The sequence below is a fragment of the Nocardioides sp. Root682 genome, from assembly GCF_001427795.1.
Classification (GTDB): domain Bacteria; phylum Actinomycetota; class Actinomycetes; order Propionibacteriales; family Nocardioidaceae; genus Nocardioides.
In genome coordinates, this window is sequence record NZ_LMHJ01000001.1 from 1,551,008 (window position 1) to 1,576,639 (window position 25,632).

Consider the following 25,632-nt stretch of genomic DNA (forward strand, 5'->3'; position numbering starts at 1 on the left):
CTCCGGACCGGCACGGGCGCACTGGAAGAATCGTCACCATGGTGACCGGTCCCACGGCGGACAACCTCTCCACGACTCAGGCTGCTGCTCAGGCGGGCGACGAGTCGCAGCGCGAGGCTTCCCCGTACGTCGAGCTCGACCGGGCGACCTGGGCGCAGCTGGCCTCGGAGACCGAGAGCCCGCTCACCACCGAGGAGCTGGACCGCCTGCGTGGCCTCGGCGAGTCGCTCGACCTCGACGAGATCCGCGACGTCTACCTGCCGCTCTCCCGCCTGCTGAGCCTCCGGGTCCGCAGTGCGTCAGCGCTGCACCAGGACCAGGAGGAGTTCCTCCACGGCCTCACCCCGCCCAGGACGCCGTTCGTGATCGGCCTCGCGGGGTCGGTGGCCGTGGGCAAGTCGACCGCGGCGCGTGTCCTGCAGCAGATGCTGGCGCGCTGGCCCGAGCACCCCAACGTCGCCCTCGTCACCACCGACGGCTTCCTCTACCCCAACGCCGAGCTCGAGAAGCGCGGCCTGCTCGACCGCAAGGGTTTCCCGGAGTCCTACGACCGGCGCGCGCTGCTGAAGTTCGTGATCGACATCAAGTCGGGCAAGGACGAGGTCGAGGCGCCCGTCTACTCCCACCTCGTCTACGACGTGAAGCCCGACGAGAAGGTCGTGGTGAAGCGACCCGACATCGTGATCGTCGAGGGCCTCAACGTCCTGCAGCCCGCGCGGGTCCGTGAGGACGGCCGGATCACCCTGGGCCTGTCCGACTTCTTCGACTTCTCGATCTTCGTCGACGCCAACACCAACCACATCCGCGACTGGTACGTCGACCGCTTCCTGCGCCTGCGCGAGACGGCGTTCCGCGACCCGAGCTCCTACTTCGCGAAGTACGCCGCGCTGAGCCACGACGTGGCCGTCGACGAGGCGCGGCGGATCTGGGACGCCATCAACGGCCCCAACCTGGAGCGCAACGTGCTGCCGACGCGGTCACGGGCGACGCTGGTGCTGCGCAAGTCCGCGGACCACTCGGTCCGCTACGTGCGCCTGCGCAAGATCTGACGCCTGGCTTCAGGCGAGCGCGAGCCGTCGTCGTACGACGTCGGCCAGGCCGTGCGCGATGGAGTCGGCCTGTTCGGCGGTGGGCGCCTCGACCATCACCCGGACGAGGGGCTCGGTCCCCGAGGGGCGCAGCAGCACCCGTCCGGTGCCGGCCAGCTCGGCCTCGGCAGCGACGACGGCAGCAACCAGCTCGGCGTCGTCGGTGCGCGCACGGTCGACGCCGGGCACGTTGACCAGCACCTGCGGGAGACGGGTCATCACGGCCCCCAGCTCGCGCAGCGACTGGCCGGTGGCCACCATCCGGTGCAGCACCTGCAGGGCGGTGAGGACGCCGTCGCCCGTGGTGGCGTGCTCGTTCATGATCACGTGACCGGACTGCTCGCCGCCGAGCGAGTAGCCGCCGTTCTTCATGTCCTCGAGCACGTACCGGTCGCCGACGGCGGTCTGCCGCACGACGACACCCGCCGCGGTGAGGGCCTGGACGAAGCCGAGGTTGGACATGACCGTGGCCACGACGGTGTCGTCGACCAGCCGGCCCGCGTCCCGCAGGGAGAGGGCCAGGATCGCGAGGATCTGGTCGCCGTCGACGATCGCGCCCTCGGCGTCGACTGCCAGGCAGCGGTCGGCGTCGCCGTCGAGCGCGAAGCCGACGTCGGCGCCGTGGTCCAGGACGGCCTTCTGCAGCACGTCGAGGTGGGTCGATCCGCAGCCGTCGTTGATGTTGAGCCCGTCGGGCTCCGCACAGATCGCCACGACCTCGACGCCCGCGTCACGCAGCGCCTTCGGACCGGCGACCGAGGCTGCGCCATGGGCGCAGTCGAGCACGACCTTCAGCCGGCGCTGACCAGCCGCGGGACCGAGGTCGCCGACGGTCGCGACCAGGTGGGCGGCGTACTCGTCGATCGCGGTGAGGTGCGGGGTGAGCCGGCCGACGTCGCCGCCGACGGGCCGCTCCCACGGCTCCTCGAGGCGCGCCTCGATGGCGTCCTCGATCGCGTCGTCGAGCTTGACGCCGCCGCGGGCGAGGAACTTGATGCCGTTGTCGGGCATCGCGTTGTGCGAGGCGGAGAGCATCACGCCGAGGTCCGCGCCGAGCGAGGCGGTCAGGTAGGCGACCCCGGGTGTCGGGATCTCGCCCAGCAGCAGCACGTCCACGCCGGCCGAGGCCAGGCCGGCCACGACTGCCGCCTCGAGGAACTGCCCGGAGATCCGGGTGTCACGCCCGACCACCGCGAGAGGCCTGTGTCCGGCGAAGACCCCGCGCTCGGCAAGGACGTGCGCAGCCGAGACGGACAGGTCCAGGACCAGCTCGGCGGTCAGGTCGACGTTGGCGAGACCGCGAACGCCGTCGGTGCCGAAGATGCGGGGCACGTGCACTCCCTCGTGTGGTGGCGGAACGATCATGGCCGAAAACGGCCGACAGGGCCACGGACCGCAGGTGCGGTGCGTGGCCCTGTCGTCGCAATCAGCGCTTGCTGTACTGCGGAGCCTTACGGGCCTTCTTGAGACCGGCCTTCTTGCGCTCGGTCGCGCGGGCGTCACGGGTCAACAGACCGGCCTTCTTGAGGGCCGGGCGGTTGGCGTCGATGTCGATCGCGTTGAGCGAGCGGGCCACGCCGAGGCGCAGGGCGCCGGCCTGACCGGTGATGCCGCCACCGTGGATACGGGCGATCACGTCGAAGCGGCCCTCGAGGCCGAGCGTCGCGAAGGGCTCGTTGGCGACCTGCTGGTGCAGCTTGTTCGGGAAGTAGTCCTCGAACGCGCGGCCGTTGATGGTCCACGTGCCGGTGCCCGGAACGATCCGGACGCGGGCGACGGCTTCCTTGCGACGGCCGGTGGCCGCGCCGGGGGCGATCGTCGCCGGGACGGCGGGAGTGGCGTCGGACGGCGAGGTCTCGCTGGTGTAGGCGAGGCCCTGGTCGTCGGTCTCGAAGGTCTCTTCGACCTCGGTGTTCTGCGATTCAGTCACGATGAAAGTCCTTAGTCCTGGTCAGCTCGGTCGGGTCACTGGGAGATCTGGGTGATCTCGTACGCAACGGCCTGCTGCGCCTGGTGGGGGTGCGTCGGGCCGTTGTAGACCTTGAGCTTCGTGATGATCTGGCGACCGAGGCGGTTCTTGGGGAGCATGCCCCAGACCGCCTGCTCGACGGCCTTGCGGGCGTCCTTGTCGATGACCTGACCGATCGGGGTCGCGGTCAGACCACCCGGGAAGCCGGAGTGGCGGTAGACCATCTTGTCGGTGCGCTTCTTGCCGGACAGCGCGACCTTGTCGGCGTTGATGATCACGACGAAGTCGCCGGTGTCGGCGTTCGGCGCGAAGATCGGCTTGTGCTTGCCGCGGAGCAGACCAGCGGCGGTGACGGCCAGCCGGCCCAGGACGACGTCGGTGGCGTCGATCACGAGCCAGGCGCGCTCGACGTCTCCGGGCTTGGGAGCGTAGGTACGCATAGTGCGAACACTTCCTCGGTTAGTTCGTGGACCCATTCGACGAATGTCGACCGGGCTTGCCTGCCGCCGGTGCTGTTGCACCGTGCAGGCGACGTCTTCTGACGAACTCAGCCCGGCCCACACATGCTCGTCTCACGACGATCCACCTGAAGGAGGCACTGGGCCTGATTCAGACGCTGGGCGATCCGGGACTGCCTCGGCGCCGTACAGGACGGCAGCGCGAAGCGGCAGGAGACGCGCAGGAAAGACTACGGCGGGGTCCTTGACACGGTCAAAACGCCGTCGTTGCACGCTGCAGACCGGCGACGGCCGCCTGCAGGCGGTCGGTGACCTCGCTGACGAGACCCAGCCCGTCGACGGCCACCAGGAGCCGCCGTTCCTCGTAGGCGGCCACGAGCGGAGTGGTCTGCTCCTCGTACACCGCGAGGCGGCGCCGGATGACCGACTCGGTGTCGTCCGCACGCCCCTCCGTGCGCGCCCGGCCGAGGAGTCGCTCGACCAGTTCCTCGGGGTCTGCCGACAGGAGGAGCACTCCGTCCAGCCGGGCATCGAGGCGGGCAAGCACCCTGTCGAGCTCGGCGACCTGGTCGAGGGTGCGGGGGTAGCCGTCCAGGAGGAAGCCGTCGTGGCAGTCAGCCGCCTGGAGGCGGTCGCGGACCATGGCGTTGGTGATCTCGTCAGGGACGTACTCCCCCGCGTCCATGTAGGCCTGCGCCCGGAGCCCGAGGAGGGTCGCGTCCGCGACGTTGGCACGGAAGATGTCGCCGGTGGAGATCGCCGGGATTCCGTGACGCTCGGCGATGTAGCGGGCCTGGGTGCCCTTGCCCGCACCCGGCGGGCCCATGATGATCAACCGCATCGTGGGGGTTCCTCTCTTCTGGGGGATGCGCGAATGCGCCTGGATGAATCAGTCAGCTGGCGGAGGCAATGTGCTCGATGCGGGCCGCGTGGACCCGCGCGTGGGCGATCGCAGCCGGGGTCGTGTCGAAGAGATGGCGCTCATGGGCCAGGCCGTCGTACACACCGAGCTCGGTGAGGACCTGCCGATGGCGGACCTGTACGCCGGACAGGAGGACCGTCACCCCGCGGCGCTCGAGGCGGGCGATGGTGTCGGCCAGCACGTGGGCACCCGTGGCGTCGATGCTGACGACGTGTGACAGGCGCAGCACGACGACCCTGACGTCGCTCACCTCGGCCAGCTCGAGAAGGAAGTCGTGCGCGGCACCGAAGAACAACGGCCCCTCGAGGCGGTAGCAGACGATGTGGTCGTCGAGGAGGGACCGCTCCTCGGCGGTGTGGTCTCCCTCGTCGAGCGGCATCTCCTCGAGCCGTGCGGACCTGGCGGCCTGGCGCAGCGCCACGAACCCGGCCACCACCAGTCCGACGATCACCGCGGTGACCAGGTCGAAGGCGACCGTCGAGATGGTGGTGACCGCGAGGACCGCGGCGTCGCCCTTCGTGGAGCGGGCGAGCGCCATCAACCCGGAGACCCGGACCATCTGGACCGCGGTGGCGACCAGCACGCCGGCGAGGGCTGCGAGCGGGATCCGGCCCACCCATTCGGCGGCCACCAGGACGACTCCCAGCAGGAGCGCTGCGTGGACGAGCGCCGCCAGGCGCGACGTGGCGCCCGAGCGGACATTGACCGCTGTCCGGGCGATCGCGGCCGTGGCAGGAATCCCACCGAACAGGGGTGCAGCCAGGTTGGCCAGCCCCTGGCCGAGCAGCTCGCGATCGGAGTCGTGACGTTGCCCGACGCTGAGGCCGTCCGCCACCGTCGCCGACAACAGGCTCTCCAGGGCAGCGAGCGCGGCGACCGCGATCGCCGGAAGCAGGAGCGCGTCCAGGTCCGCCAGCGGCACTCCGGGCAACGACGGAACAGGCAGGCTCGACGGGATCGCCCCGATCGTGTCGGCGGCCAGGTCGAACACCAGGTTGCAGGCACTGGCGAGCGCCACGGCGATCAACGACCACGGCAGCCGTGGATGGAACCGGGCCAGCAGGAGGATCCCACCCGCGACCCCCGTCGCCATCAACAACGGCGCCCAGTTCGGGCCCTCGATCCAGATCCGTGCGGCACGTCCCGCCACGACGAGCACCTGTTGCCCGTGCGACGCCACGCCCAGGGCAGCAGGGACCTGCTGCACAGCGATGATCACCGCGATCCCGAGCGTGAAGCCTTCGACGACGGGAATCGGGACGTACCTGATGAACCGCCCGCCACCGGCCAGCGCCAGGCCGACCAGGATCAGACCGGCGAGCATCCCGACGACCAGGACCCCGTCCGCTCCGTGGGTGGCGACGATCGGGATCAGCACCACCGCCATCGCCCCGGTGGGACCGCTGACCTGGACCCGGCTGCCGCCGAACAGAGCGGCGACAGTGCCAGCGACGATCGCCGTGACCAGTCCCGACGTCGCGCCCATGCCGGTGCTGGCGCCGAACCCCAGCGCGAGCGGGAGCGCCACCAGCCCCACGGTCAGTCCGGCCGTCACGTCCCGACGGGGTGAGAGGTGCCGCCAGTCCGAACGTCGGGGGGCGACCTGTCCGAGCCGTCGCACGCCCGTCGCCACGAGGTCACGAGCCACGGCACCCGCCCGGCCAGTCACCCGGCCGGTCAATGGGGCGGTCAATGGACGGCGGACATCGGGGACAGCTCATCCTCCAGGTCCCCCTGTGCGGCGACGATCCCGGACAGGATGAGGCGCGCCGCCGCCAACAGGTCGCGGACCTCCGGAACGCTGACCGAGTAGACCACCTGCCCGCTGTCGCGTCGCGAGACCACCATCGAGGTGCGCCGAAGGACCGCGAGCTGCTGGGACAGGCTGCTGGGCTCGATGGCGATCTCCGCCAACAGCTCGTGCACCGCATGGTCCCGCTCGGAGAGCAGCTCGAGGATCCGGATGCGGGCAGGGTGGCCGAGGGTCTTGAAGAACTCCGCCTTCGCTTGGTACAGCGGAATGCTCATGACACCACTGCCCGGACGGTCACCATGCACTCAGACTACACGACTTGCACAGTTCTTCAAGTCATGTAGTCTGCAACTCAACAACCGAGAGCAGGGAGCCCGCATGCCGCACCAACACCGGATCGTGGTCCGGCTGCTGACGCCGGGACAGGTCATCAAGAGCGCCCGTTCCGCCAGCGGGCGCGCCGTCGTCCGGGGGATCACCGAGCCGGTTCCGGGGGTCCGACGCCTGCTCCTGCACGACCCCGAGACGGGCGACCGGCTCGGGAGCCTCGCCTACCCGGTGACCGGCACGGTCATCGCGGGCTGACTGAGTCACCTGCCCTGTCACCTGCCCGGTCTTTGCCCGGCAGGACGTCACTGTGAGATGTGTCCCAGGCCACGCCTCGGGACACCACCTTTCCGCCATGTGACACGGGCGACTAGGTTGCAGGGGTGACTGACTCTCTCACCGTACGCGACAACCGCACCGGAGCGGAGTACGACATCCCGATCGTCGACGGCACCATCAAGGCCGCCGACATCGGGAAGATCAAGGCCGATGAGGAAAATCCCGGCCTGGCTGTCTACGACCCCGGTTTCGTCAACACCGCCTCGTGCCGCAGTGCCATCACGTACATCGATGGTGAGCGCGGCATCCTCGAGTACCGCGGCTATCCGATCGAGCAACTCGCGGAGAAGTCGAACTTCCTCGAGGTGGCCTACCTGCTCGTCCACGGCGACCTGCCGTCGAAGGAGCAGTACGACGCCTGGGTGCACGAGATCACGTACCACACGTTCGTGCACGAGAACGTCAAGGGCTTCATGCAGGGGTTCCGGTACGACGCGCACCCGATGGGGATGCTGATGGCGTCGATCGGGGCCCTTTCGACGTTCTACCCCGAGTCGCGTCACATCGACGACCCGGACAACCGGCACATCCAGATCGTGCGGATGATCGCGAAGATGCCGACCCTCGGCGCCTGGTCGTTCCGCCACGCGCAGGGCAAGCCGTACGTCTACCCCGACAACGAGCTCTCCTACGCGGAGAACTTCCTCTCGATGCTCTTCAAGATGAGCGAGACGAAGTACGCCGCGGACCCGCGCATCGCCAAGGCGCTCGACGTGCTGTTCATCCTGCACGCCGACCACGAGCAGAACTGCTCGACCAACGCGGTCCGCTCGGTCGGCTCCTCGCAGGTCGACCCCTACTCCGCTGTCGCGGCCGGCATCGGCGCCCTCTACGGCCCGCTGCACGGTGGCGCCAACGAGGCCGTCCTCAAGATGCTGCGCCGGATCGGCACCAAGGAGAACATCCCCGCCTTCATCGAGGGCGTGAAGGCCGGCAACGAGCGGCTGATGGGTTTTGGTCACCGGGTCTACAAGAACTTCGACCCGCGCGCCACGATCATCAAGAAGGCCTGCGACGACGTCTTCGAGGTCACCGGGGTCAACCCGCTCCTCGAGATCGCCAAGGAGCTCGAGAAGATCGCGCTCGAGGACGAGTACTTCGTCAAGCGCAAGCTCTACCCGAACGTCGACTTCTACTCCGGCCTGATCTACGAGGCCCTCGAGTTCCCGCCGGAGATGTTCACCGTGCTGTTCGCCATCGGCCGCGCGCCGGGCTGGCTCGCACAGTGGCTGGAGCTCGTCCAGGACAAGGAGCAGAAGATCGCTCGTCCGAAGCAGATCTACACCGGTCCGCGCACGCTCGACTTCGTGCCGGCCGAGGAGCGCTGGGCCTGAGCCCACCGCTCCTGGCTTGACCGGTACAGGTGCCCCACGTGCTTCACGTGGGGCATCTGCCGTTGTCAGCCCGGGTACGGCGGCAGGTCGGCGTCGTACAACCACGGCTCGAGCAGCGTCGTCACGTCCCGGGCGGTGCGGTCGGTCGCGAAGGCGAGGAACTCCTCGGTGGTGACCGAGGCCCCCGCCCGGTCTGCCGCCCAGCCGCGCAGGACCTCGAAGAAGGCGGTGTCGCCGACGTCGACGCGCAGTGCGTGCAGGGTCAGGGCGCCGCGCTTGTAGACGCGGTCGTCGAACATCAACGCGGGACCCGGATCCGCCAGGACGAGGTCCTGGTCGAGGTCGGCCAGCTTGTCGTGGTGGTGGCGCGCCCACTCGTCACAGGTGCGCGGTCCGCCGGACTCCTCGGACCACAACCACTCGCTGTAGCAGGCGAAACCCTCGTGCAGCCAGATGTCCTGCCAGCGCGCGAGGGTGACGGCGTTGCCGAACCACTGGTGCGCCATCTCGTGCGCGATCAGCCGCACGTGCGACCAGTCGTCGGTGCAGAAGTTGCGGCCGAAGGTCGACAGGCTCTGGCTCTCGAGCGGGATCTCGAGGTCGTCGTCGGTGATGACGGCGGCGTACGCATCGAACGGGTACGGGCCGAAGGCCCGCTCGAAGAACTCCATCATCGCGGGCTGCTGGTCGAAGGAGCCGTCGAGGTCGGCGTCCGCCGGTCCGATCGTGCGGGTCGCCTCGTCGTGCTGCACGGTGAGGTAGCGACCGATCTGCACCGTCGCGAGGTAGGTCGCCATCGGCTCGTCCATCTCGTAGCACCAGGTCTCGACACTCGCCTTGCGGCGGTGGTCGGCCAGGGCGCCGTTCGCGACCACGGTGTAGCCACACGGCGCGGACACGGTGATCCGGTAGGTCGCCTTGTTGTCGGGCCGGTCGTTGCAGGGAAACCAGGTGGGCGCGCCGTGGGGCTGGGCCGCGACGATGGCCCCGTCGGCGAGCTCCTCCCACCCCGCGTCGCCGTGGTGCTCGTCGATGATCGGTTGCGGGGTGCCGCCGTAGGCGATGGTGATCCGCAGCTCGGCACCTCGAGCCGCAGGCCCCGCGAGCTGGAGCACCAGGCGCTGGTCGCGCGCGGACCACTTCCTGAGGCGGGCCCCCTCGACACGCACCTTGCTCGCCTGCAGGTGCGCGAGATCGAGGACCAGGCGCGAGGTCTCCTCGTCGATGACGACGTCGAGGACGGTGGTGCCGCGCAACCGGTTGCCCTCGAGGACATAGGTGACGTCGAGGTCGTAGTGCCGGACCGAGTACGACGGGTCGCCGTGGCCGGGGAGGTACGGATCGGCGGTGGGTAGCGGCACTACTCGGCCCACGGGCCGATCGGGTTGCCGATCCAGCGGGTCTTGTCGGGCACCGTCTCGCCTCTCATCACCAGGGACACCGGGCCGACGGTAGCGTGCCGGCCCAGCACCGCGGCGGGCAGCACGACCGAGTTCGGGCCGAGCGTGGCGCCTCGTCGCAACCGAACCGTGTCGGTCACGAGCAGCCGGTCGTGGAAGAGGTGCGTCTGCACGACGCTGCCCTGGTTGACGGTCGCTCCGTCGCCGAGGTCGACCAGGTCCGGCTCGGGGAGCCAGTACGACTCGCACCACACGCCGCGGCCGACCTGCGCGCCCATCGCGCGGAACCACAGGTTGATCAGCGGCGAACCGGTCGCCAGGCCGGCGAACCACGGAGTCGCGAGCACCTCGACGAACGTGTCGGCCAGCTCGTTGCGCCAGACGAAGGAGCTCCACAGCGGGTGGGCACCTGCCTTCACCCGGCCGACCAGCAGCCACTTCGCGGCGATCGCGGTGACGGCAGCAGCGAGGCCGGCGCCCCACAACAGCACGGGTACGACGACCACGCCGGCCACGGCGCCGTACTCGGCCCAGACGGCGACGGTGCCCAGGACGACCGCCACGTGCAGGGCGACCGTGAGGACGACGGGCACCAGCCGGGCGATCTCCCAGCAGGCGCGGGCGACCTTGAGGCGCGTCGGGGGCGCATAGGTCCGCTCGTCGGCGGAGCCCTGTGCGGTGCGACGCAGCGGCGCGGGCGGGCTGCCGAGCCACGACTCCCCCGCCTTCATCGTGTTGCGGGCCGGCGCGGCCGACAGCACCGCGACGAGCGAGCGCTTCGGGACCTTGCGGCCGGGGGCAGCCATCGCCGAGTTGCCGACGAAGGCGCGCTTTCCAACCTTCACCTGGCCGGCGCGCAGCCAGCCACCGCCGAGCTCGTAACCGCCGATGAGGGTGTCGTCGGCGAGGAACGCCTGGTCGCTCACCGTCGTCAGCGACGGGATCATCAGCACCGTCGATGCCTCGACGTCCTTGCCGATGCTCGCACCCAGGAGCCACAGCCAGCCGGGGGTGAGCTGCGAGCTGTAGAGCGGGAACAGCCAGGTCCGCGCCTCGTCGAGCACCCGGATCGTGGCCCACACGCTCAGCGCGGGCCGGCTCTGCAGGGGGTGCGCGCCCGGCAGCACGCCGCGGCCGAGCAGGCGCACCACGACGAGGACAAGGCCCGCGAGCAGGACACAGCCAGCGACGACAGCGGGCACCAGCCATGGCGCGAGGGCACCCAACGCCTCGCCGGCGCTGGCGGTCTCGTCGAGGTCGGCGACCAGCAGGATCGGCAGCACGACCGCGGTGACGGCGACCGAGGGCAGCAGCGCGAGTCCGGCCGCGGCGGCGGCGTACGAGATCGCCCACCGGCGCAGCGAACGCCGCGAGGCGGCCGGCCGCTCCGCCCAGGGGCCGCGCGCCGCGGAGCTCGCGCGGGTCGCCGGGGCACCCGACCAGAACTCACCCGAGGGCACGTCGTCGAACACGGCCGATCCCGGGGCAACCTCGGCGTCGTCGCCGACGACAGCACCGGGACACAGCATGGAACGGGTCCCGACCCGCGCGCGGTCGCCGATCCGGATGCCACCGACGTGCAGGGTGTCGCCGTCGATCCAGTAGCCGGTCAGGTCGACCTCGGGCTCGACCGAGGCCCCCTTGCCTACGGTGAGGTGGCCGGTGATCGGCGGCAGCGAGTGCAGGTCGGCCCCTCGGGCGACCTTCGCGCCGAGCAGTCGGGCGTACCAGGTGATGTACGGCGCCCCCGCCATCCGGGTCGCACCCAGCTCGTCCGCGAGGCGTTCGGCGGCCCAGATCCGCAGGTGCACCTTCCCGCCACGCGGATAGCTCCCCGGCTGCACCCCGGCGAGCACCACCTGGGCGAGCTTCGCGGACACGAGCATCCGGCCGACCGGGCTGACGAAGACGACGAGCAGGGGAACGAGCACCCACCACGACACGGCGGGCAGCCACGCGACGCCGAGCACGTCGTGGAGCAGGCGGGACAGCGTGAGCGTCCCGGCGAGCCAACGGGGCGCAGCGAGCGACCGCAACAGCGGCACGGCCACGACCTGTCCCAGCTGGGTCTTGCGCGGGATCGGCATCACCTTGCGGCTCTGCTCCGCGAGCGCTGACGGCTCGAGCGTGTCGAGCAGCGCGGCGAGGCCGGCGACGGTCGGCACCTCGTAGATGTCGGCGACGGTGAGCTCGGGGTGGTCGGCCCGCAGGATCGTCACGACCTGGGCGGCCGTGAGGCTGCCGCCCCCGAGGTCGAAGAAGTTGGAGTCCGGCCCGTCGGGCAGCGCACCGATGACCCGCTGCCACACCTCGGCGATCCGCGCCGACGTGCCGTGCAGGCCGGCGTCGGCCGGGTCCCCGGCGGCCAGCGGCCACGGGAGCGCGTCACGATCGACCTTGCCGGAGATGCGGGTCGGGATGTCGTCGACCACAGCCAGCCGCGGCACGAGGGCCGCCGGCATCGTGGCCCGCAGGTGCGCGGTGGCCGACGCGGCGTCGTACGCCGGGGTGGTGGTGAGATAGCCGACGAGGAGCTGGTTCCCGGTCGCCGTACGACGGACGGCGGCCGCCGCAGCGCTGACGCCGGGGAGGGCGAGCAGGGCCGAGTCGATCTCGCCGAGCTCGATGCGACGGCCACCGACCTTGACCTGGTCATCGGCGCGACCGGCGAACAGCAGTCCGACCGGGTCGTTGATGACGATGTCGCCGCTGCGATAGGCGCGGTCCCAGCCGAGAGTCGGCATCGGGGCGTACTTCTCGGCGTCCTTGGCAGGGTCGAGGTAGCGGGCCAGGCCGACGCCACCGATGATCAGCTCGCCGCGCTCGCCCTCGGCGACCGGATGGCCTTCGGCATCGACGACGACCAGGTCCCAGCCGGCCAGCGGCAGTCCGATCCGGACCGGGCCGTCTGCGCTGACCAGTGCGCCGCACGCGACGACGGTCGCCTCGGTCGGGCCGTAGGTGTTCCAGACCTCTCGGCCCTCACGGATCACGCGGGCGGCGAGCTCGGGCGGAAGTGCCTCGCCGCCGAAGATCAGCAGCCGGACCTGCTCGAGGGCGTCGTCGGGCCACAGGCTCACCAGCGTCGGCACGGTGGACACGACGCTGACCTTGTTGGCGACCAGCCACGGGCCGACGTCCACCCCGCTGCGCACCAGCGCGCGAGGTGCGGGCACCAGGCAGGCGCCGTACCGCCAGGCCAGCCACATCTCCTCGCAGCTCGCGTCGAACGCGACGCTGAGCCCCGCCATCACCCGGTCGGCGGGGCCGAGCGGCTGCTCCTGGAGGAACATCCGGGCCTCGGCGTCGACGAAGGCCGCGGCGTTGCGGTGGGTGACCGCGACACCTTTGGGCGTCCCGGTCGAGCCGGACGTGAAGATCACCCAGGCGTCGTCCTCGGGGACCGGGTCGCGGCGGTCGCGGGGAGCACGTTCACGGCGTGACTCGATGACCAGGCCGGTGCCGATGACAGCGGCGACGTCGGCCTCCCCGAAGACCAGGCGCGCGCGCTCCTCGGGGTCGTCGGCGTCGACCGGCACGTAGGCGGCGCCGGCGAACAGGATCCCCAGGATCGCGACGTAGAGGTCGGTGGTCCCGGACGGCAGCCGGACCCCGACCTTGTCGCCGGGTCCGATGCCCAGGTCAGCCAGGTCGTGCGCGACCACGGTGGCTGCCTCGCCGAACTCGGCGTACGTGACGGTGTCGTTGCCGCTGTCGAGCGCCATCGCGTCGGGGTGGTCGGCCGCCGTACGACGGAAGATCTCGACGAGGGTGCGCGACGCGGGGGCCTCGTCGCCTCGAAGAAGGGGCGACGAAACGGTGCTCACATCTCGATCGTTGCCGACGGAGGTGAACGGAGGATGGCCACGCATCGAGGGGATCGTTGTGCATCGCTGTGACCTGGGACACAATCCGGGACGTGAGTGCGACGACCGAGTCAACATCAGCGTCCCCATCAGCCACCCGGGCATGGCCCCCGGCCCATGCCTCGGAGCCGACGTACGTCGACGACCGGCTCAACTACTGGGCGGCGGCGACACCCGACGCCGAGGCGATGACCTACCTCGGCCGGACCTGGACGTGGGCCCAGTGGCACGAACGCGTGCACCGCGCGGCAGGCGGACTGCGTGAGCTGGGCATCGCCCGCGGCGACGTCGTGTCGTTCCTCGACAAGAATCACCCGGCCTGCGTGGAGATCAGCCTCGCCGCCGGCTCGATCGGTGCGGCCAACGCGATCATCAACTGGCGCTCGGCCGGCGACGAGATCGACTACGCCGTCAACGACTCCGGCGCCAAGGTGCTCTTCGTCGGCAGCGAGCTGATGCCGACGATCGCGGCGATTCGCGACCGGCTCCCGAACGTCCAGAAGATCATCGAGGTGACCCCGGACGGTGCCGAGGGCGACGAGTACGAACAGTTCCTCGCCGAGTCGGTCGCCTGCGACGACGGTCCCGACGTCCTCGAGGACGACGTCTGCCTGATCATGTACTCATCGGGCACGACCGGTCGCCCCAAGGGCGTGATGCTCACCCACCGCAACATGGTCAAGCACACGGTGAACGCCCACGAGGGCTGGGAATTCGAGCCCGGCGACAAGTCGATGGTGGCGATGCCCCTGTTCCACGTCGGCGGGTCGTCGTGGGTCCTGTTCGGGATCCACGACGGCATCCCCAGCGTGATGACGCGTGAACCCGACGCGGCATCGCTGGCCGGCGCGATCATGGCGGGCGCCAACCGCGCCTTCCTGGTGCCGGCCGTGCTCGCCCAGGTGCTGCAGTCCGGGCCCGACGCGGTCAAGCTCTTCGGGGCCCTCAAGACCTACACGTACGGCGCCGCGCCGATGCCGCCGCCGCTGCTCCGCGCGGCCATGGAGGCGTGGCCCGACACCGACTTCATCCAGGTCTACGGCCTCACCGAGGTGGCCGGTGTGGTGACCCATCTGATGCCCGAGGACCACCGCAACGCCATCGCCGACGGACACCCGGAGCGGCTGGTCTCGGCGGGCAAGCCGGTGCCCGAGGTCGAGGTGAAGATCGTCGACCCCGGCACGCTCGAGGAGGTGGGGACCGGCGAGCACGGCGAGCTCTGGTTCCGCACGCCGCAGCTGATGAAGGGCTTCCTGAACAAGCCCGAGGCGACCGCGGAGGTGCTCGTCGCCGACGGCTGGTTCCGCACCGGCGACATGGGCCACGTCGACGAGGACGGCTACGTCTTCGTGTCCGACCGCCTCAAGGACATGATCATCACCGGCGGCGAGAACGTGTACTCCCCCGAGGTCGAGCGAGTGCTGTCCGAGCACCCCGGCGTCCTCGAGGTCGCCGTCATCGGCGTCCCAGACGACCAGTGGGGAGAGTCGGTCAAGGCGGTCGTGGCGTTGAAGCCGGGCTCCGACGCGTCCGAGACCGAGCTGATCGAGTGGACGCGCGAGCGGCTGGCCCGGTTCAAGGCACCCCGCTCCGTCGACGTCGTCGAAGCCCTCCCCCGCAACCCCACCGGCAAGGTGCTCAAGCGCGAGCTGCGCAAGCCCTACTGGGAGTCGCGGGACCGCCAAGTCTGAGCCGGGTTCTCAGGGCAAGTCCTCAACGGGGTCTCAGCGCAGTCACAGGGACCCTCGCCACAGTGGACGCATGACCCAGGTCCTGCCTCCTCCGCCCGCACCGCCGTTCTTCCCGTCCGCGTCGCCCATGGGGTCACCCCCTCCCACGCGGCGGCCGAAGCGGTCCGGGTTCGCGGTGCTGGTGCTGACCGGCGCCCTGCTGGTCGGGGGCGGCGCCGGGATCGGCGGTGCGGCGATCTACGACGCCGCCACCGGCGGGTCCGGCTCCAACGCGGGCGCGCCGCTCCAGGTGGTCAACACGGGCGACAAGCAAGCGGCTTCCGGCAGCGTCGAAGGTGTCGCGGCCGCCGTACTCCCCTCGGTCGTGGCGCTCGACGTGAGCGGCGGGGGCAACTCCGGCAGCGGTTCGGGCGTCGTGCTCGACGCCAACGGCCTGATCCTGACCAACGACCACGTCGTCACCCTGGGCGGCGAGATCCCGGCCGACCAGGCCGAGGTGACCGCGTCGTTCAGCGACGGCACCAAGGCGCGGGCGACGGTCGTCGGCACCGACCCGTTGACCGACACCGCACTGGTGAAGGTCGAGGGCGTCGACAACCTGACCCCGATCACCATCGGCAAGTCCAGCAACCTGGACGTGGGTGAGCAGGTCGTCGCGATCGGCTCACCGTTCGGGCTGGACGCGACCGTCACCAGCGGCATCGTCAGCGCGCTGGACCGGCCCGTGCAGGTGGCGCGGGACGCCAAGGGCAACGTGACCGCCTACCCGGCGATCCAGACCGACGCCGCGATCAACCCCGGCAACAGCGGGGGTCCGCTGGTCAACATGGACGGCCAGCTCGTCGGCATCAACGCCTCGATCCGCTCGACCGGGTCGGGTGCGGGCGCGGAGTCCGGCTCGATCGGCCTCGGGTTCGCGATCCCGATCGACGAGGTGCTGCCGATCATCGAGCAGCTGCGAGGTGGCGAGACCCCGACGCACGCACGCCTCGGCATCCAGGTCTCGAACGCCGCCGGCACCGCCGGCTCCAGCGACACGACCGTGTCGGGCGCGAAGATCGAGGAGACCGAGGACGGCTCGGCCGCATCCGACGCCGGACTGAAGGCGGGCGACGTGATCACCGCGATCGACGACCGCCGCATCGAGGACAGCGACGGCCTGATCGCGACCGTGCGCTCCTACCGCCCCGGCGACACCGTGAAGGTGACGTACCTGCGGGGCGGCAAGGAGCGCACAACCAAGTTGAAGCTCGGGTCGGACGGCTGACGGTCAGGCTCAGGAGCCGCCGCCACCTGCCTTGCGGCGGTGCATCTTGGGAGCGCCACCGACGACTTCGGAACCGTGGGCCTTCTCCTTGCCGGGGACATCCTCGGTCAGGCTCTTGCCCTTGTTGTTCTTGCGGTCGAGGGCCTCGCGCATCTTGGCCTTGAGGTCGTCGTTCGCGTTGCTGGCAGCCATGGGGGCATTCCTTCCTCGGTGCGGACGGTGACGGTTCCACCGTCGCATCCCCCAGCATTGCTTGGGAAGCCAATAACCGGTGAGTCGGCCCCGCCTCGGGACGCCGACCAGGTCAGTCGAGCTGCTTCTGGAACTCGCCGCCGCGCGCGCCGCGGACGAAGCCCAGCCGCTCGTTGATGGCGATCATGTGGTCGTTGACCCCCGCGTTCCAGGTGACGGTACGACGGCCCGCCACGTCGCTGCCCGCCTGGATCGCCCGGTGGTTGGCCACCTTCACGGCCAGTCCCAGCCGATGGCCGCGGTGGTCCCGATGGACGAGGGTGCCCCACTGGAAGAGGAACGGGTTGTCGGGGAGGGTCTCGGCGAGCTGCGTGTAGGCCACCACCCGACGGGTCTCGTCGAGCGCGACCGTGTGCCACATCGTCCGACCCTGCGCCGCCTGCAGGACCTCGGACTCCCGGAAGGCGGGGACGTCGACCGCCTCGTTCTCGTGGACACCGGAGCCGGTCGGCGCCTCGGTCGCCAGGGTGGTCGACAGCTCCAGCCAGCTCACGACGAGGTCCTCCGGGATCGGACCCGCCCAGGAGCGGAGCTCGTAACCGGCGTGGTGCGGCGCCGCCTCGCGCGTCAGGGCGTCCAGCAGGTCGTCGGGGACCGGCAGGTGGAGCTGGCGCTGCACGTCAGGGAGCGTGAGCGTGAAGCCGTGGCTGCGGGCGAACTCCGCACCGGTCGTTCCAGCGCCGTCCTCGGGGCCGTCGGGCAGCCACGACGGGAAGCCCTCCACGCGCGTGCGGCCGGCGATCCGCGCCTGTGCCTCGATGTGCGTCAACAGCGCGCTGCCGAGTCCGCGTCGTCGTACCTCCGGGAGGACACCGACGTGCAGCTCCGCGAGGTCGAGGTTGTCCTTCAGCGACAGCTGCATGCGGCCGGCGGCGACGACCTCGCCGTCCAGGAATCCGCTGAACAGCCGGAACTGGCGCAGTCCCTCGGTCGCTCCCACCAGGGGCAGCAGCTCGGCCTGCGACCAGTACTCCGCATGGTCGCCGAGATCGTGCCTCTCGGCGGTGACCGCCACATCGACCCATGCCGCCACGGCTCGTTCGTCGCCGCGCGCGACCTCGACGACCCGCAGCCCGCTCATCGCGTCCGCACCACCCTCGCCTCGTCCCACACCGGGTCGTCCGACTCGTAGACACCGCCGTCGCTGCCGAAGACGCAGAACCGGTCGAAGCCGCGGGCGAACCAGCGGTCGTGGGTCACGGCGACAACCGTCCCGTCGAAGGCCGCCAGTCCCTCCTCCAGCGCCTCGGCCGACTGGACGTCGAGGTTGTCGGTCGGCTCGTCGAGCAGCAGCAGGGTCGCGCCGGACAGCTCGAGCAACAGGATCTGGAACCGCGCCTGCTGGCCACCGGACAGCGACTCGAACTTCTGCTCCGACGTCACCGCCAGCTCGTAGCGATCGAGCACCCGGGCTGCCTGCTCCCGGCCCATGCCCTTGCGCCCGTTCGGCGAACCGTCGCCGCGGTGCAGGATCTCCAGCAGCGTCCGGCCCGTCAGCTCGGGGTGTTCGTGGGTCTGCACGAACCAACCCGGCCGCACCCGTGCGCCGAGCCGCGCGCGCCCGGTGTGCGGGACGGCGACGATCTCGGCGTCGCCGACGGGCTGGTGCTCGATGTCCGGGTCACTGCCTCCGGCAGCCAGGAGCCGCAGGAAGTGGGACTTGCCGGAGCCGTTCGACCCGAGCACGGCCAGCCGGTCGCCGTACCAGACCTCGAGGTCGAAGGGCTTCATCAGGCCGGTGAGCTCGAGGTCCTCGCAGACGACGGCGCGCTTGCCGGTGCGGGCGCCCGACAGGCGCATCGTCACCTGCTGCTCGCGGGGCTGCTCGGTCGGCGGTCCGGCCTCCTGGAACTTGCGGAGCCGGGTCTGGGCGGCGCGGTACTGCGACGACATGCCGTCGTTGTACTCGGACTTGATCTTGAGCCGCAGCACCAGCGCCTTGAGCTTCGCCTCCTCCTCGTCCCAGCGGCGACGCAGCTCGGCGAAGCGGGCGAAGCGGTCCTTCCTCGCCTCGTGGTACGACGTGAAGCTGCCCGCGTGCGTCCAGGTGCTGTTGCCGCCGCCACCCGCCCCGAGCTCCACCGTGACGACGTGCGTGGCCGTGTTGGCGAGCAGCTCGCGGTCGTGGCTGATGAAGAGGATCGTCTTGTCCGACGCGGCAATCCGCTGCTCCAGCCAGATCTTGCCGGGCACGTCGAGGAAGTTGTCGGGCTCGTCGAGCAGCAACACCTCCTCCGGCCCGGCGAGGAGGTACTCCAGCACCAGGCGCTTCTGCTCACCGCCCGACAGGGTGCGCAGCTCGCGGTACTTGGCGCGGTCGTACGGGAGTGCCAGCGCCTTGACCGTGCAGACGTCCCAGATCACCTCGACGTCGTACCCGCCCGCGTCGGCGTACTCCGACAGCGCCGTGGCGTAGGCGATCTGGGTCTTCTCGTCGTCGGTGTCCATGAGCGCGAGCTCCCACCGGTCGACCTCCGCCTGGGCACGACGGACCCGCTCGGGGGCGAGGCTGAGCAACAGGTCGCCCACCGTCGGTCGGTCCGCGAGGCCCCGGTCGACCATCTGCCGCATGACGCCCAGCCCCCCGGAGCGGGTGACCACGCCGGCGTGAGGGGTGAGGTCACCGGTGATGATGCGGAACAGCGTGGTCTTCCCGGCCCCGTTGGCACCCACGAGCGCGACCTTGGCACCCTCGCCCACCCGGAACGCGACGTCGTCGAGGAGCAGCCGCCCGTCAGGCAGCTCGTACCGGAGACCTGCAACCTCTACGTGACCCACGAGAGGTGATTGTCCGGCATGGGCAGTGGTGGTGCGACCGCTTTACCGGGACCGTCAGCGGCGCCATTCGTACGGCGTGGTCGTGGACACCTTGAGGAAGCCGTAGCGCTCGAGGATCGGGCGGGAGTACTCGGTGGAGTCGCTGTGGATGAGGGTCTTGCCCCGCCGCAGTGCCGACCGTGCCCGTGCTGCGGTCAGAGCCCGATAGATCCCTCGTCCACGCCACTCCGCCAGGGTCGACCCGCCCCAGATGCCGGCGAAGTCGGTCCCGAGGACCGGCTCGAGCCGGCCGGCCGAGACGACCTGTCCGTCCGCCTCGGCGACCCACAGCTCCATCCCGTCGTCGAGCGCCAGCCTGCGCAGCAACGCCTCGGCCATCTCGGCGCCCTCGTCGGGCGTGTCACCGAACGCCCGCGCGCTCATCTCGCTCATCGCACGCACATCGTGCTCCGCACTGACCTGACGCAGCGTCACACCGTCGGCCAGCGGTACGTCGACCGCCAGGCTCTGCGCTGCGCCGATCATGATGGACTCCGGCTCCTCCGCAACGAACCCGTGGTCCAGAAGGCTCTCGTGAAGTCCCGGCGCGCGGTCGTGACCCCGGGTCTTCCACTCCACCCGCGTGATCTCAGGGTCCGCCCGGAAGTGCGCGAGCGCCGCACCGACGAGTCCGGCGATCACGTCCGCGTCCGCACCGGCCAGGTGCTGGTACGTCACGAAGCCGCGTCCGCCTGCGAACGTCACCAGCCGCAGCGGGCCGTGCCCGGTCACCGCGATCGCGCTCGGTGTCTCGGCGTCGGTGCGCAGTTGTTCGTCGTACGCCGCAAGGAATCGGGCATGGTCGTCCATGACGCCCATCCTCGCGAAGCGGCGTTGTCGCGACCACCGACTTTCGGTGGCTTGGCTGCGCCGCTGGTCGAGGAGGTTGCGCAGCAACCGTCTCGAGACCACCCACCGTCCATCAACTCTCCACAACCCAAGTGGAGAATTTCCCCTGTCCACAGGCGGGTTTCCGGGCCGTGGTTGTGTCGCCACCTCATGATCCAATACAGGTATGGAGCAGGGGAACAGCGAACTGACCGGACGCGACCTGGTGACCTGGGCCAACCAGCACACCGTCACCACCCCGGAGCAGGCCGCGACCATCATCGACGGCGTCATCGACACCGGCGTCCCCATCGCAGGCGACGGTGCACCGCTGGTGTCGGAGTTCGCGCTGATGGAGCTCGTCGCAGTCCTCGGCCGCTCACCTGACGGTGGCCGTGCCTATGTGGGTCGGATCATCGAGTGCGCCTGGCGGCTGCCCGGCATCTACGCCGGGTGGTGGAGGGCAGGTTGGCGCCGTGGCGTGCCGAGCGCATCGCTGACCTGACCCGGTCGTTGAACGTCGAGGCTGCGGCGTTCGTGGACCGCCAGTTGGCCGCGGTCGGTGGCGTGGGTTGGGCTCAGCTCGACCGCCTCGTGACTGAGGCAATCCTGCGGTTCGATCCCGAACGTGCCGAAGCCGAACGACAGGCCGCGAACGAGAACCTGTTCGTCAACGTCGACCGCCAGGTCGACCAGCACGGACGCGTCCGCGTCGACGCCCTGGTCGATGCCGCGGACGGTCACGACTTCGACCAAGCCGCCACCCGGCGCGCGATCCAGCGCGGGAAACTCGGCGACGAATCGTCCCTGGACGTCCGCCGCGCACGCGGTATCGGGGACATGGCCCGCCAAGACCTCTCCCTGGACCTGCTGTTCGCGGATGAGAAGACCGGCGAAGTCATCGCCCAGTCACCGGGTCGCAAGGTCGTCCTGAACGTCCACATCACCGACACCACGATCACCGGGTCTCGAGACGGTCGCAGCGCGACCTCCTCGACCAACGACGAGAACCCGTTCGCGAAGCCCGACGTGAACCCGGTCGGACGCTGGGACGAAGGCCGCGCACCGATCAGCACGGCCCAGATCAAGGAATGGCTCCGCGCAAGAGACACCACCGTCATCGTCCGCCCCGTCATCGACCTCAACGACTGTGTGCCGGTCGACTCCTACGAGATCCCCGACCGCATCCGACGCAGAGTCGAGCTCCGCGACCACGCCTGCCGATTCCCCTGGTGCACAAGGCCCGCGGTGAAGTGCGATCTGGACCATGTCGCTCCGCACAACAAGGGCGGGCCCACCTGCCCCTGCAACCTCGTCCCCGCCTGTCGACGGCACCACCGCGCCAAGACCTTCTCCCGGTGGCGGTACGTGATCGTCCTGCCCGGGCACTACTTGTGGATCAGCCCGAACTGCCGACACTTCCTCGTCGGACCCAACGGCACCCAAGCCCTCGACCCACCCCGCACCGTCGACCCCGACGAATAGCTCCCCCGCTCGTACCCCGCCCACCAGCGGGGCTCGAGGCATGCTCAGGCACTGGTGCAACCGCCCCGGGCGCCGCACACTGGCCCCATGACCGTCGCGCTGGTCGTTGCCGCCCTCGCCACGATCTCGTTGGTGGCGCTGATGGCGCTGACGTCATCCGGCCAGCGGCGCAGAAGCCCCGGGCTGGCGGTCGCGCTCATGGCAGGCCTGTTCTTCCCCGTCACCTGGACCGTCTGGTACCTCCGCGACGAGCATCCCTACCGCTCCTGACGTCGGGTACGCCCGGATTCAGCCGTTGTTGATGGCCGCGTTGCACGCGTTGTCGAAGGCGGTGGCCTCGTCAGGGTCGGTCGTACCGTGGCCGATCAGGCCACCCTCGCTGCTGTCGTAGGCGGCGTACTCGCCGGTGGTGTCGTTGACGAGGCAGAACAGGACGCCCGGTTGCGTCAGGAGCCGGAAGTAGGTGTTCAGGCGGTGTCCAGACGGGAAGCGGGCGAGGTCGCCGTCCTCCATGAGGCTCTCCACCTCGAACATGTCGATCGGATAGTCCCCGCCGCCGGCGTACAAGCGCGCCAGGTCCGCGCCGAAGGCAACCGCAGCATCGGTGGTCGTGATCGCGGTCGTGGTCGTTGACGACGCTGACTCCTCCCCCTCGACCGGCGCTCCGGAACTCCCCTCGGGCAGCAACAGGCCGACATTGAAGTCCTCCTCGGTGCACCCGCCGCCGACCGCGTCCGGAGCCTCGTTGAGCGAGGCCCACACGATGTCGGCCACCGCACTGGTCGGCGCGACGATCGTGACCTGATGGTCGCCGAAGGCCCTGTTGTAGCGGTAGCGTCGGTCGTCGAGCTGCTCGCCGATCCCCTCGTCGAGGGCACCCGACACCGCACAGACCGAGTAGCCGCTGCGGTCGCCCTTCTCGCCGACTCCCCAGAACGCAGGGATGTCGTACCCGATGCCGTTGCGCTCGAACGACACCCACCGCGACCCGTCGATGACCGGTTGACCATCGTGCCGAGCAGTGGCGAGGATCTGACGGGCGAGGTCACGGTCGGTGGTGGTCACGTTGAGCACCCGGTCGTCGAGGTAGACGAAGGTGGTCCAGTACGCGCGGCCGTCGCCCAGCCGACGAGTCACGACAGCCGGAGCCGCAAGGGGCTCATAGGTCTGGCGGTCCTCGAAGTAGGTGCCGGTGCCGTCGCCGCACGGATCCTCGTCGGGCGCCGCGTACACGGTCGGCGTGGCGTCGTCTCCCGCGCAGTCATAGGCCTTCCAGTCCGGCGGCAACGAAGCGCGGAGATCGCCCTCCGAGATCGTCTGCCAGGCACCCGAGGGCCGCTCGGTCGGGTCGTGGGCGATCGAGTCGTCCCCACCCCCTGCCACCAGCGCGACGGCGGACACCGCCACCACGAGTGCCGCTGCGACTCCCCCGACGGCGATCCGCCGCTGGCGTCGTACCCGATGGCGCCGGCGGGCGCCCGCGGCCAGGCCAGACGCATCCGGCGCCTCCTCGGCGACTGCGGCGAGCGTCGCGCCCACCTGCTCCTCGAAGTCACTCATCACGCTCACCCATGTCCTGGTCGTGCAGACTGCCCAGTTCGGTCCTGAGTACGGCGATCCCGCGGGACACCCGCGAACGGACGGAGCCCTCGCGAACCCCGGTCAACGCTGCGATCTCGTCGTACTCGAGCTGTTCGTAGAAACGCAGGACCACGGCGGTCCGTTGCGCCTCGGGCAGCGCCTGACAGGCGGCCCAGATCCGCGCCCGTTCGTCATGGCCCGGACCCTCGCCGGGGCCGGCGACGACCTCGCCACCACCGACGAACTCCGACGGCGACTCGCGACGCCGGAACTTCCGCCACCACGAGGTGTGCGCGTTGACGACCATTCGCCGGACGTACGCATCGAGGTTCTCGACCCGGGCGATCCGGTCCCAGCGCGGCAACGCCCGGGACAGCGCGTCCTGCACCACGTCCTCGGCATCGGCCGCGTTGCCCGTCAACACGTAGGCGAGGCGCAACAATGCCGGGCCGCGCGCCGCGACCCAGGCATCGAACGCCGGGGCCTGCGCGAGCGCCACGGGGTCCGCCCCACTCGACTCCATCACCGCTTCCACACCCCTCCAACGCTGCAAGTCGCGATCCTGTTGCGAGTCTGCTGCAAGGATTCGGCCATGGAGTGGATCGACCTGCTGCAGACGACGACGGATCGGTTCGCCGAGGTGCTGGAGACCGGCGACCTGGCGGCACCCGTGCCCGACTGCCCTGGATGGACGCTGACCGAGCTCGGCGAGCACACCCGGTGGGTGCACGCGTGGGCGGCCAACGCCGTCATCGCAGGCAACCCCGATGGCGCCACCGATCCTGTCAGCACTGACCGTGCGTCGCTCGTCGCCGGCTACCGGGCCGCGGCCGGCACCCTGCTCGACGCGCTGCGACGTACGCCTCCCGACGAGCACGTGTGGACCTTCGGCCCAGAACCGGTGAGCGCGTTCTGGCGCCGCCGCCAGACCCAGGAAGTCACCATCCACCTGTACGACGCCCTCGCCTCCCAGGGACGGGCAGCGGAGTGGGCCATCTCCGTCTCCCCCGAGCACGCCTGGGACGGAGTCGACGAGGTGGCGACGCTCTTCTACCCGCGCCAGATCAAGCTCGGGCGCACCCAGCCCCTGCAGGGCACCGTGCGCTTCGTGGCGACTGACCTCGACCGCTCGCTCGACCTGGGCGACACCGAGCCAGTCGCTGAACTGACCGCGCCCGCTGCCGACCTGCTGTTGATGCTCTGGAACCGCCAGCCCGTCGCGGGCGATGCCGCCACTGTGCTGGCCACTGCCGCTGTCACGCCCTGACCCATATTCGATAGGCGCCCGGCCCGCTCTCGCCGTAGCCTCTCCCTGCGAGATCAGCAGGGCGGTTCGGTGTGCCGAACCCATTCTGCGCGTTGTACCTCGCATGGCCCTGAGAAGGCACCACTGGTAAGGCGCGCAAGCGCCCGAGGTTCAAGTCCTCTGCAATGGTGGCGTCGGACGGAGACAACAGCACTTCCCAGCCTTGCGACCGGAACGGTCAGTACGACGATCCGGTCCCGCTGGTGGTGTGTTTTCGTCCGGCGTCACCTCCCACTCAAGCTCCACCGATGGCCGACAACGCGAAAGGAGAAGCCGTCATGTCCCTCTTCACCATCATTGCCTCACCCGGGGAACGGCTCCTCGAGCAACGTCCGGGGCACCCGACACGCACGCTCGAGCCGGGCAAGCATCGACGGCGCTCCGACGCGACCTACGTTCCTGTCGACGTCCGTGAGCGGCTGGAGCAGGTCTCCCCTCAGGAGGTCCTCACCGCCGACGGCCTCGCGGTGAAGGTGACCGCCGTGATTCGCTGGAGCGTTGCCGATGCCGTCCGGTTCACTGAGCACGCCGCCCAACCGCTGGCGTTCGTCTACCTGGCCGTTCAGGTCACCCTGCGCGACGCCTTGGTCGGCGTCCCCGTGGATGAAGCCCTGACCGTTGTCCGTGGGCTCGGTCCCTCACTGACGGCGGCCGCACGCGCAGCCGCCGACACCGTCGGGATCGACGTGTTGGACGTCGCGATCAAGGACGTCATCCTGCCGCTGGAGCTCCGGACGGCGTGCGCCAGCCTCGTGACGGCCAAGCAGCAGGCACAGGTACTGCTCGAACAGGCGCGTGCCGAGACGGCCGCCCTGCGGTCGTTGGCCAATGCAGCGAAGCTGCTCGACGACCACCCGGCGCTCGCCCGGATGCGGATCGTGCAGGCGATGCCCCATGGCTCGACCCTCAAGGTGTCGCTCGACTCCGAGCAGACGCCGCAGTAGGGCGG

At 70.1% G+C, this 25,632-nt stretch carries 24 protein-coding genes; 10 read left to right on the plus strand and 14 right to left on the minus strand.

Annotated features, from left to right (window positions below):
- The first annotated feature begins 38 nt into the window (after positions 1 to 38).
- Entirely contained in the window at positions 39 to 1,049 is a 1,011-nt protein-coding gene (gene coaA / locus ASD84_RS07305; RefSeq protein ID WP_056708434.1) for a type I pantothenate kinase, read from the plus strand.
- Positions 1,050 to 1,058: 9 nt separating this feature from the next.
- Here the strand turns inward: coaA and glmM are convergent, their stop codons facing one another.
- The 6 genes from glmM to ASD84_RS07335 all read right to left on the minus strand — a co-directional run bounded on the left by glmM (position 1,059) and on the right by ASD84_RS07335 (position 6,465).
- Complete coding sequence (gene glmM / locus ASD84_RS07310) at positions 1,059 to 2,420, minus strand: phosphoglucosamine mutase (protein ID WP_056710777.1); 1,362 nt, start codon at positions 2,418 to 2,420, stop codon at positions 1,059 to 1,061.
- Between the two features lie 94 nt (positions 2,421 to 2,514).
- Entirely contained in the window at positions 2,515 to 3,018 is a 504-nt protein-coding gene (rpsI, locus tag ASD84_RS07315; RefSeq protein ID WP_082573206.1) for a 30S ribosomal protein S9, read from the minus strand.
- A gap of 35 nt (positions 3,019 to 3,053) precedes the next feature.
- The gene (gene rplM / locus ASD84_RS07320; RefSeq protein ID WP_056708437.1) at positions 3,054 to 3,497 is read right to left on the minus strand and encodes a 50S ribosomal protein L13; all 444 of its coding nucleotides are present in this window, start codon (positions 3,495 to 3,497) and stop codon (positions 3,054 to 3,056) included.
- 271 nt (positions 3,498 to 3,768) lie between these two features.
- The gene (locus ASD84_RS07325; RefSeq protein WP_056708442.1) at positions 3,769 to 4,356 is read right to left on the minus strand and encodes an adenylate kinase; all 588 of its coding nucleotides are present in this window, start codon (positions 4,354 to 4,356) and stop codon (positions 3,769 to 3,771) included.
- Between the two features lie 52 nt (positions 4,357 to 4,408).
- On the minus strand, positions 4,409 to 5,992 hold the full coding sequence (locus ASD84_RS07330; protein WP_235531011.1) for a SulP family inorganic anion transporter: 1,584 nt from the start codon (positions 5,990 to 5,992) through the stop codon (positions 4,409 to 4,411).
- 134 nt (positions 5,993 to 6,126) lie between these two features.
- Positions 6,127 to 6,465, minus strand: a complete 339-nt coding sequence (locus ASD84_RS07335) for an ArsR/SmtB family transcription factor (RefSeq protein WP_056708445.1) — start codon at positions 6,463 to 6,465, stop codon at positions 6,127 to 6,129.
- Between the two features lie 103 nt (positions 6,466 to 6,568).
- On the opposite strand from ASD84_RS07335, the gene ASD84_RS07340 reads away from it, so the two are divergent.
- Both ASD84_RS07340 and ASD84_RS07345 read left to right on the plus strand, forming a co-directional pair.
- The gene (locus ASD84_RS07340; protein WP_056708448.1) at positions 6,569 to 6,775 is read left to right on the plus strand and encodes a hypothetical protein; all 207 of its coding nucleotides are present in this window, start codon (positions 6,569 to 6,571) and stop codon (positions 6,773 to 6,775) included.
- Between the two features lie 125 nt (positions 6,776 to 6,900).
- Entirely contained in the window at positions 6,901 to 8,190 is a 1,290-nt protein-coding gene (locus ASD84_RS07345; protein ID WP_056708451.1) for a citrate synthase, read from the plus strand.
- 65 nt (positions 8,191 to 8,255) lie between these two features.
- Here ASD84_RS07345 and ASD84_RS07350 read toward each other — a convergent pair whose 3' ends face one another.
- Positions 8,256 to 9,551, minus strand: coding sequence for a M1 family metallopeptidase (locus ASD84_RS07350; protein ID WP_056708454.1), 1,296 nt, complete (start codon positions 9,549 to 9,551; stop codon positions 8,256 to 8,258).
- The gene (locus ASD84_RS07355) at positions 9,551 to 13,417 is read right to left on the minus strand and encodes a Pls/PosA family non-ribosomal peptide synthetase (RefSeq protein ID WP_235531012.1); all 3,867 of its coding nucleotides are present in this window, start codon (positions 13,415 to 13,417) and stop codon (positions 9,551 to 9,553) included. The genes ASD84_RS07350 and ASD84_RS07355 overlap by 1 nt, the downstream gene beginning before the upstream one ends.
- A gap of 92 nt (positions 13,418 to 13,509) precedes the next feature.
- On the opposite strand from ASD84_RS07355, the gene ASD84_RS07360 reads away from it, so the two are divergent.
- Positions 13,510 to 15,147 carry a long-chain-fatty-acid--CoA ligase gene (locus tag ASD84_RS07360; RefSeq protein ID WP_082573378.1) on the plus strand — a complete coding sequence of 546 codons (1,638 nt, stop codon included), beginning with the start codon at positions 13,510 to 13,512 and terminating at the stop codon, positions 15,145 to 15,147.
- Positions 15,148 to 15,217: 70 nt separating this feature from the next.
- Positions 15,218 to 16,414 carry a S1C family serine protease gene (locus ASD84_RS07365; RefSeq protein ID WP_056708460.1) on the plus strand — a complete coding sequence of 399 codons (1,197 nt, stop codon included), beginning with the start codon at positions 15,218 to 15,220 and terminating at the stop codon, positions 16,412 to 16,414.
- A 9-nt stretch (positions 16,415 to 16,423) separates the two neighbouring features.
- Here ASD84_RS07365 and ASD84_RS07370 read toward each other — a convergent pair whose 3' ends face one another.
- From ASD84_RS07370 to ASD84_RS07385, 4 genes are all read right to left on the minus strand, one after another.
- Positions 16,424 to 16,606 (minus strand): DUF5302 domain-containing protein, encoded by a 183-nt coding sequence (locus ASD84_RS07370; RefSeq protein ID WP_056708462.1) that lies wholly within the window; start codon positions 16,604 to 16,606, stop codon positions 16,424 to 16,426.
- Positions 16,607 to 16,718: 112 nt separating this feature from the next.
- Positions 16,719 to 17,747, minus strand: coding sequence for a GNAT family N-acetyltransferase (locus ASD84_RS07375; protein ID WP_156391647.1), 1,029 nt, complete (start codon positions 17,745 to 17,747; stop codon positions 16,719 to 16,721).
- On the minus strand, positions 17,744 to 19,444 hold the full coding sequence (locus ASD84_RS07380; protein WP_056708466.1) for an ABC-F family ATP-binding cassette domain-containing protein: 1,701 nt from the start codon (positions 19,442 to 19,444) through the stop codon (positions 17,744 to 17,746). Before ASD84_RS07380 ends, ASD84_RS07375 begins: the two co-directional genes overlap by 4 nt.
- A gap of 54 nt (positions 19,445 to 19,498) precedes the next feature.
- Positions 19,499 to 20,293, minus strand: coding sequence for a GNAT family N-acetyltransferase (locus ASD84_RS07385; RefSeq protein WP_056708469.1), 795 nt, complete (start codon positions 20,291 to 20,293; stop codon positions 19,499 to 19,501).
- 205 nt (positions 20,294 to 20,498) lie between these two features.
- Between ASD84_RS07385 and ASD84_RS07390 the strand changes: the two genes are divergently transcribed.
- The 3 genes from ASD84_RS07390 (at position 20,499) to ASD84_RS07400 (ending at position 22,066) form a co-directional block, all read left to right on the plus strand.
- A complete protein-coding gene (locus ASD84_RS07390; protein WP_056708472.1) occupies positions 20,499 to 20,816 on the plus strand; it encodes a hypothetical protein in 318 nt (105 codons plus the stop codon).
- Complete coding sequence (locus tag ASD84_RS07395; RefSeq protein WP_156391649.1) at positions 20,780 to 21,796, plus strand: HNH endonuclease signature motif containing protein; 1,017 nt, start codon at positions 20,780 to 20,782, stop codon at positions 21,794 to 21,796. Before ASD84_RS07390 ends, ASD84_RS07395 begins: the two co-directional genes overlap by 37 nt.
- 87 nt (positions 21,797 to 21,883) lie before the next feature.
- Positions 21,884 to 22,066: a hypothetical protein gene (locus tag ASD84_RS07400; RefSeq protein WP_056708478.1), complete on the plus strand. Its 183-nt coding sequence runs from the start codon at positions 21,884 to 21,886 to the stop codon at positions 22,064 to 22,066.
- An 18-nt stretch (positions 22,067 to 22,084) separates the two neighbouring features.
- Here ASD84_RS07400 and ASD84_RS07405 read toward each other — a convergent pair whose 3' ends face one another.
- Together ASD84_RS07405 and ASD84_RS07410 are read right to left on the minus strand one after the other, a co-directional pair.
- Positions 22,085 to 23,356, minus strand: a complete 1,272-nt coding sequence (locus tag ASD84_RS07405) for a hypothetical protein (protein WP_056708480.1) — start codon at positions 23,354 to 23,356, stop codon at positions 22,085 to 22,087.
- Positions 23,349 to 23,930 (minus strand): SigE family RNA polymerase sigma factor, encoded by a 582-nt coding sequence (locus tag ASD84_RS07410; RefSeq protein ID WP_235532838.1) that lies wholly within the window; start codon positions 23,928 to 23,930, stop codon positions 23,349 to 23,351. Before ASD84_RS07410 ends, ASD84_RS07405 begins: the two co-directional genes overlap by 8 nt.
- A 39-nt stretch (positions 23,931 to 23,969) precedes the next feature.
- On the opposite strand from ASD84_RS07410, the gene ASD84_RS07415 reads away from it, so the two are divergent.
- Positions 23,970 to 24,644 (plus strand): maleylpyruvate isomerase family mycothiol-dependent enzyme, encoded by a 675-nt coding sequence (locus ASD84_RS07415; RefSeq protein ID WP_056708483.1) that lies wholly within the window; start codon positions 23,970 to 23,972, stop codon positions 24,642 to 24,644.
- A gap of 317 nt (positions 24,645 to 24,961) precedes the next feature.
- Positions 24,962 to 25,627 carry a slipin family protein gene (locus ASD84_RS07420; protein WP_056708486.1) on the plus strand — a complete coding sequence of 222 codons (666 nt, stop codon included), beginning with the start codon at positions 24,962 to 24,964 and terminating at the stop codon, positions 25,625 to 25,627.
- The last annotated feature ends 5 nt before the right edge of the window (positions 25,628 to 25,632 follow it).

What these genes read in the sequence shown, in the direction of transcription:
- coaA (WP_056708434.1), top strand. Translation starts at nt 39, where the DNA reads ATGGTGACCGGTCCCACGGCGGACAACCTCTCCACGACTCAGGCTGCT.
- rplM (WP_056708437.1), bottom strand. Translation starts at nt 3,497, where the DNA reads ATGCGTACCTACGCTCCCAAGCCCGGAGACGTCGAGCGCGCCTGGCTC.
- ASD84_RS07325 (WP_056708442.1), bottom strand. Translation starts at nt 4,356, where the DNA reads ATGCGGTTGATCATCATGGGCCCGCCGGGTGCGGGCAAGGGCACCCAG.
- ASD84_RS07335 (WP_056708445.1), bottom strand. Translation starts at nt 6,465, where the DNA reads ATGAGCATTCCGCTGTACCAAGCGAAGGCGGAGTTCTTCAAGACCCTC.
- ASD84_RS07340 (WP_056708448.1), top strand. Translation starts at nt 6,569, where the DNA reads ATGCCGCACCAACACCGGATCGTGGTCCGGCTGCTGACGCCGGGACAG.
- ASD84_RS07365 (WP_056708460.1), top strand. Translation starts at nt 15,218, where the DNA reads ATGACCCAGGTCCTGCCTCCTCCGCCCGCACCGCCGTTCTTCCCGTCC.
- ASD84_RS07370 (WP_056708462.1), bottom strand. Translation starts at nt 16,606, where the DNA reads ATGGCTGCCAGCAACGCGAACGACGACCTCAAGGCCAAGATGCGCGAG.
- ASD84_RS07375 (WP_156391647.1), bottom strand. Translation starts at nt 17,747, where the DNA reads ATGAGCGGGCTGCGGGTCGTCGAGGTCGCGCGCGGCGACGAACGAGCC.
- ASD84_RS07385 (WP_056708469.1), bottom strand. Translation starts at nt 20,293, where the DNA reads ATGGACGACCATGCCCGATTCCTTGCGGCGTACGACGAACAACTGCGC.
- ASD84_RS07390 (WP_056708472.1), top strand. Translation starts at nt 20,499, where the DNA reads ATGGAGCAGGGGAACAGCGAACTGACCGGACGCGACCTGGTGACCTGG.
- ASD84_RS07400 (WP_056708478.1), top strand. Translation starts at nt 21,884, where the DNA reads ATGACCGTCGCGCTGGTCGTTGCCGCCCTCGCCACGATCTCGTTGGTG.
- ASD84_RS07405 (WP_056708480.1), bottom strand. Translation starts at nt 23,356, where the DNA reads ATGAGTGACTTCGAGGAGCAGGTGGGCGCGACGCTCGCCGCAGTCGCC.
- ASD84_RS07415 (WP_056708483.1), top strand. Translation starts at nt 23,970, where the DNA reads ATGGAGTGGATCGACCTGCTGCAGACGACGACGGATCGGTTCGCCGAG.
- ASD84_RS07420 (WP_056708486.1), top strand. Translation starts at nt 24,962, where the DNA reads ATGTCCCTCTTCACCATCATTGCCTCACCCGGGGAACGGCTCCTCGAG.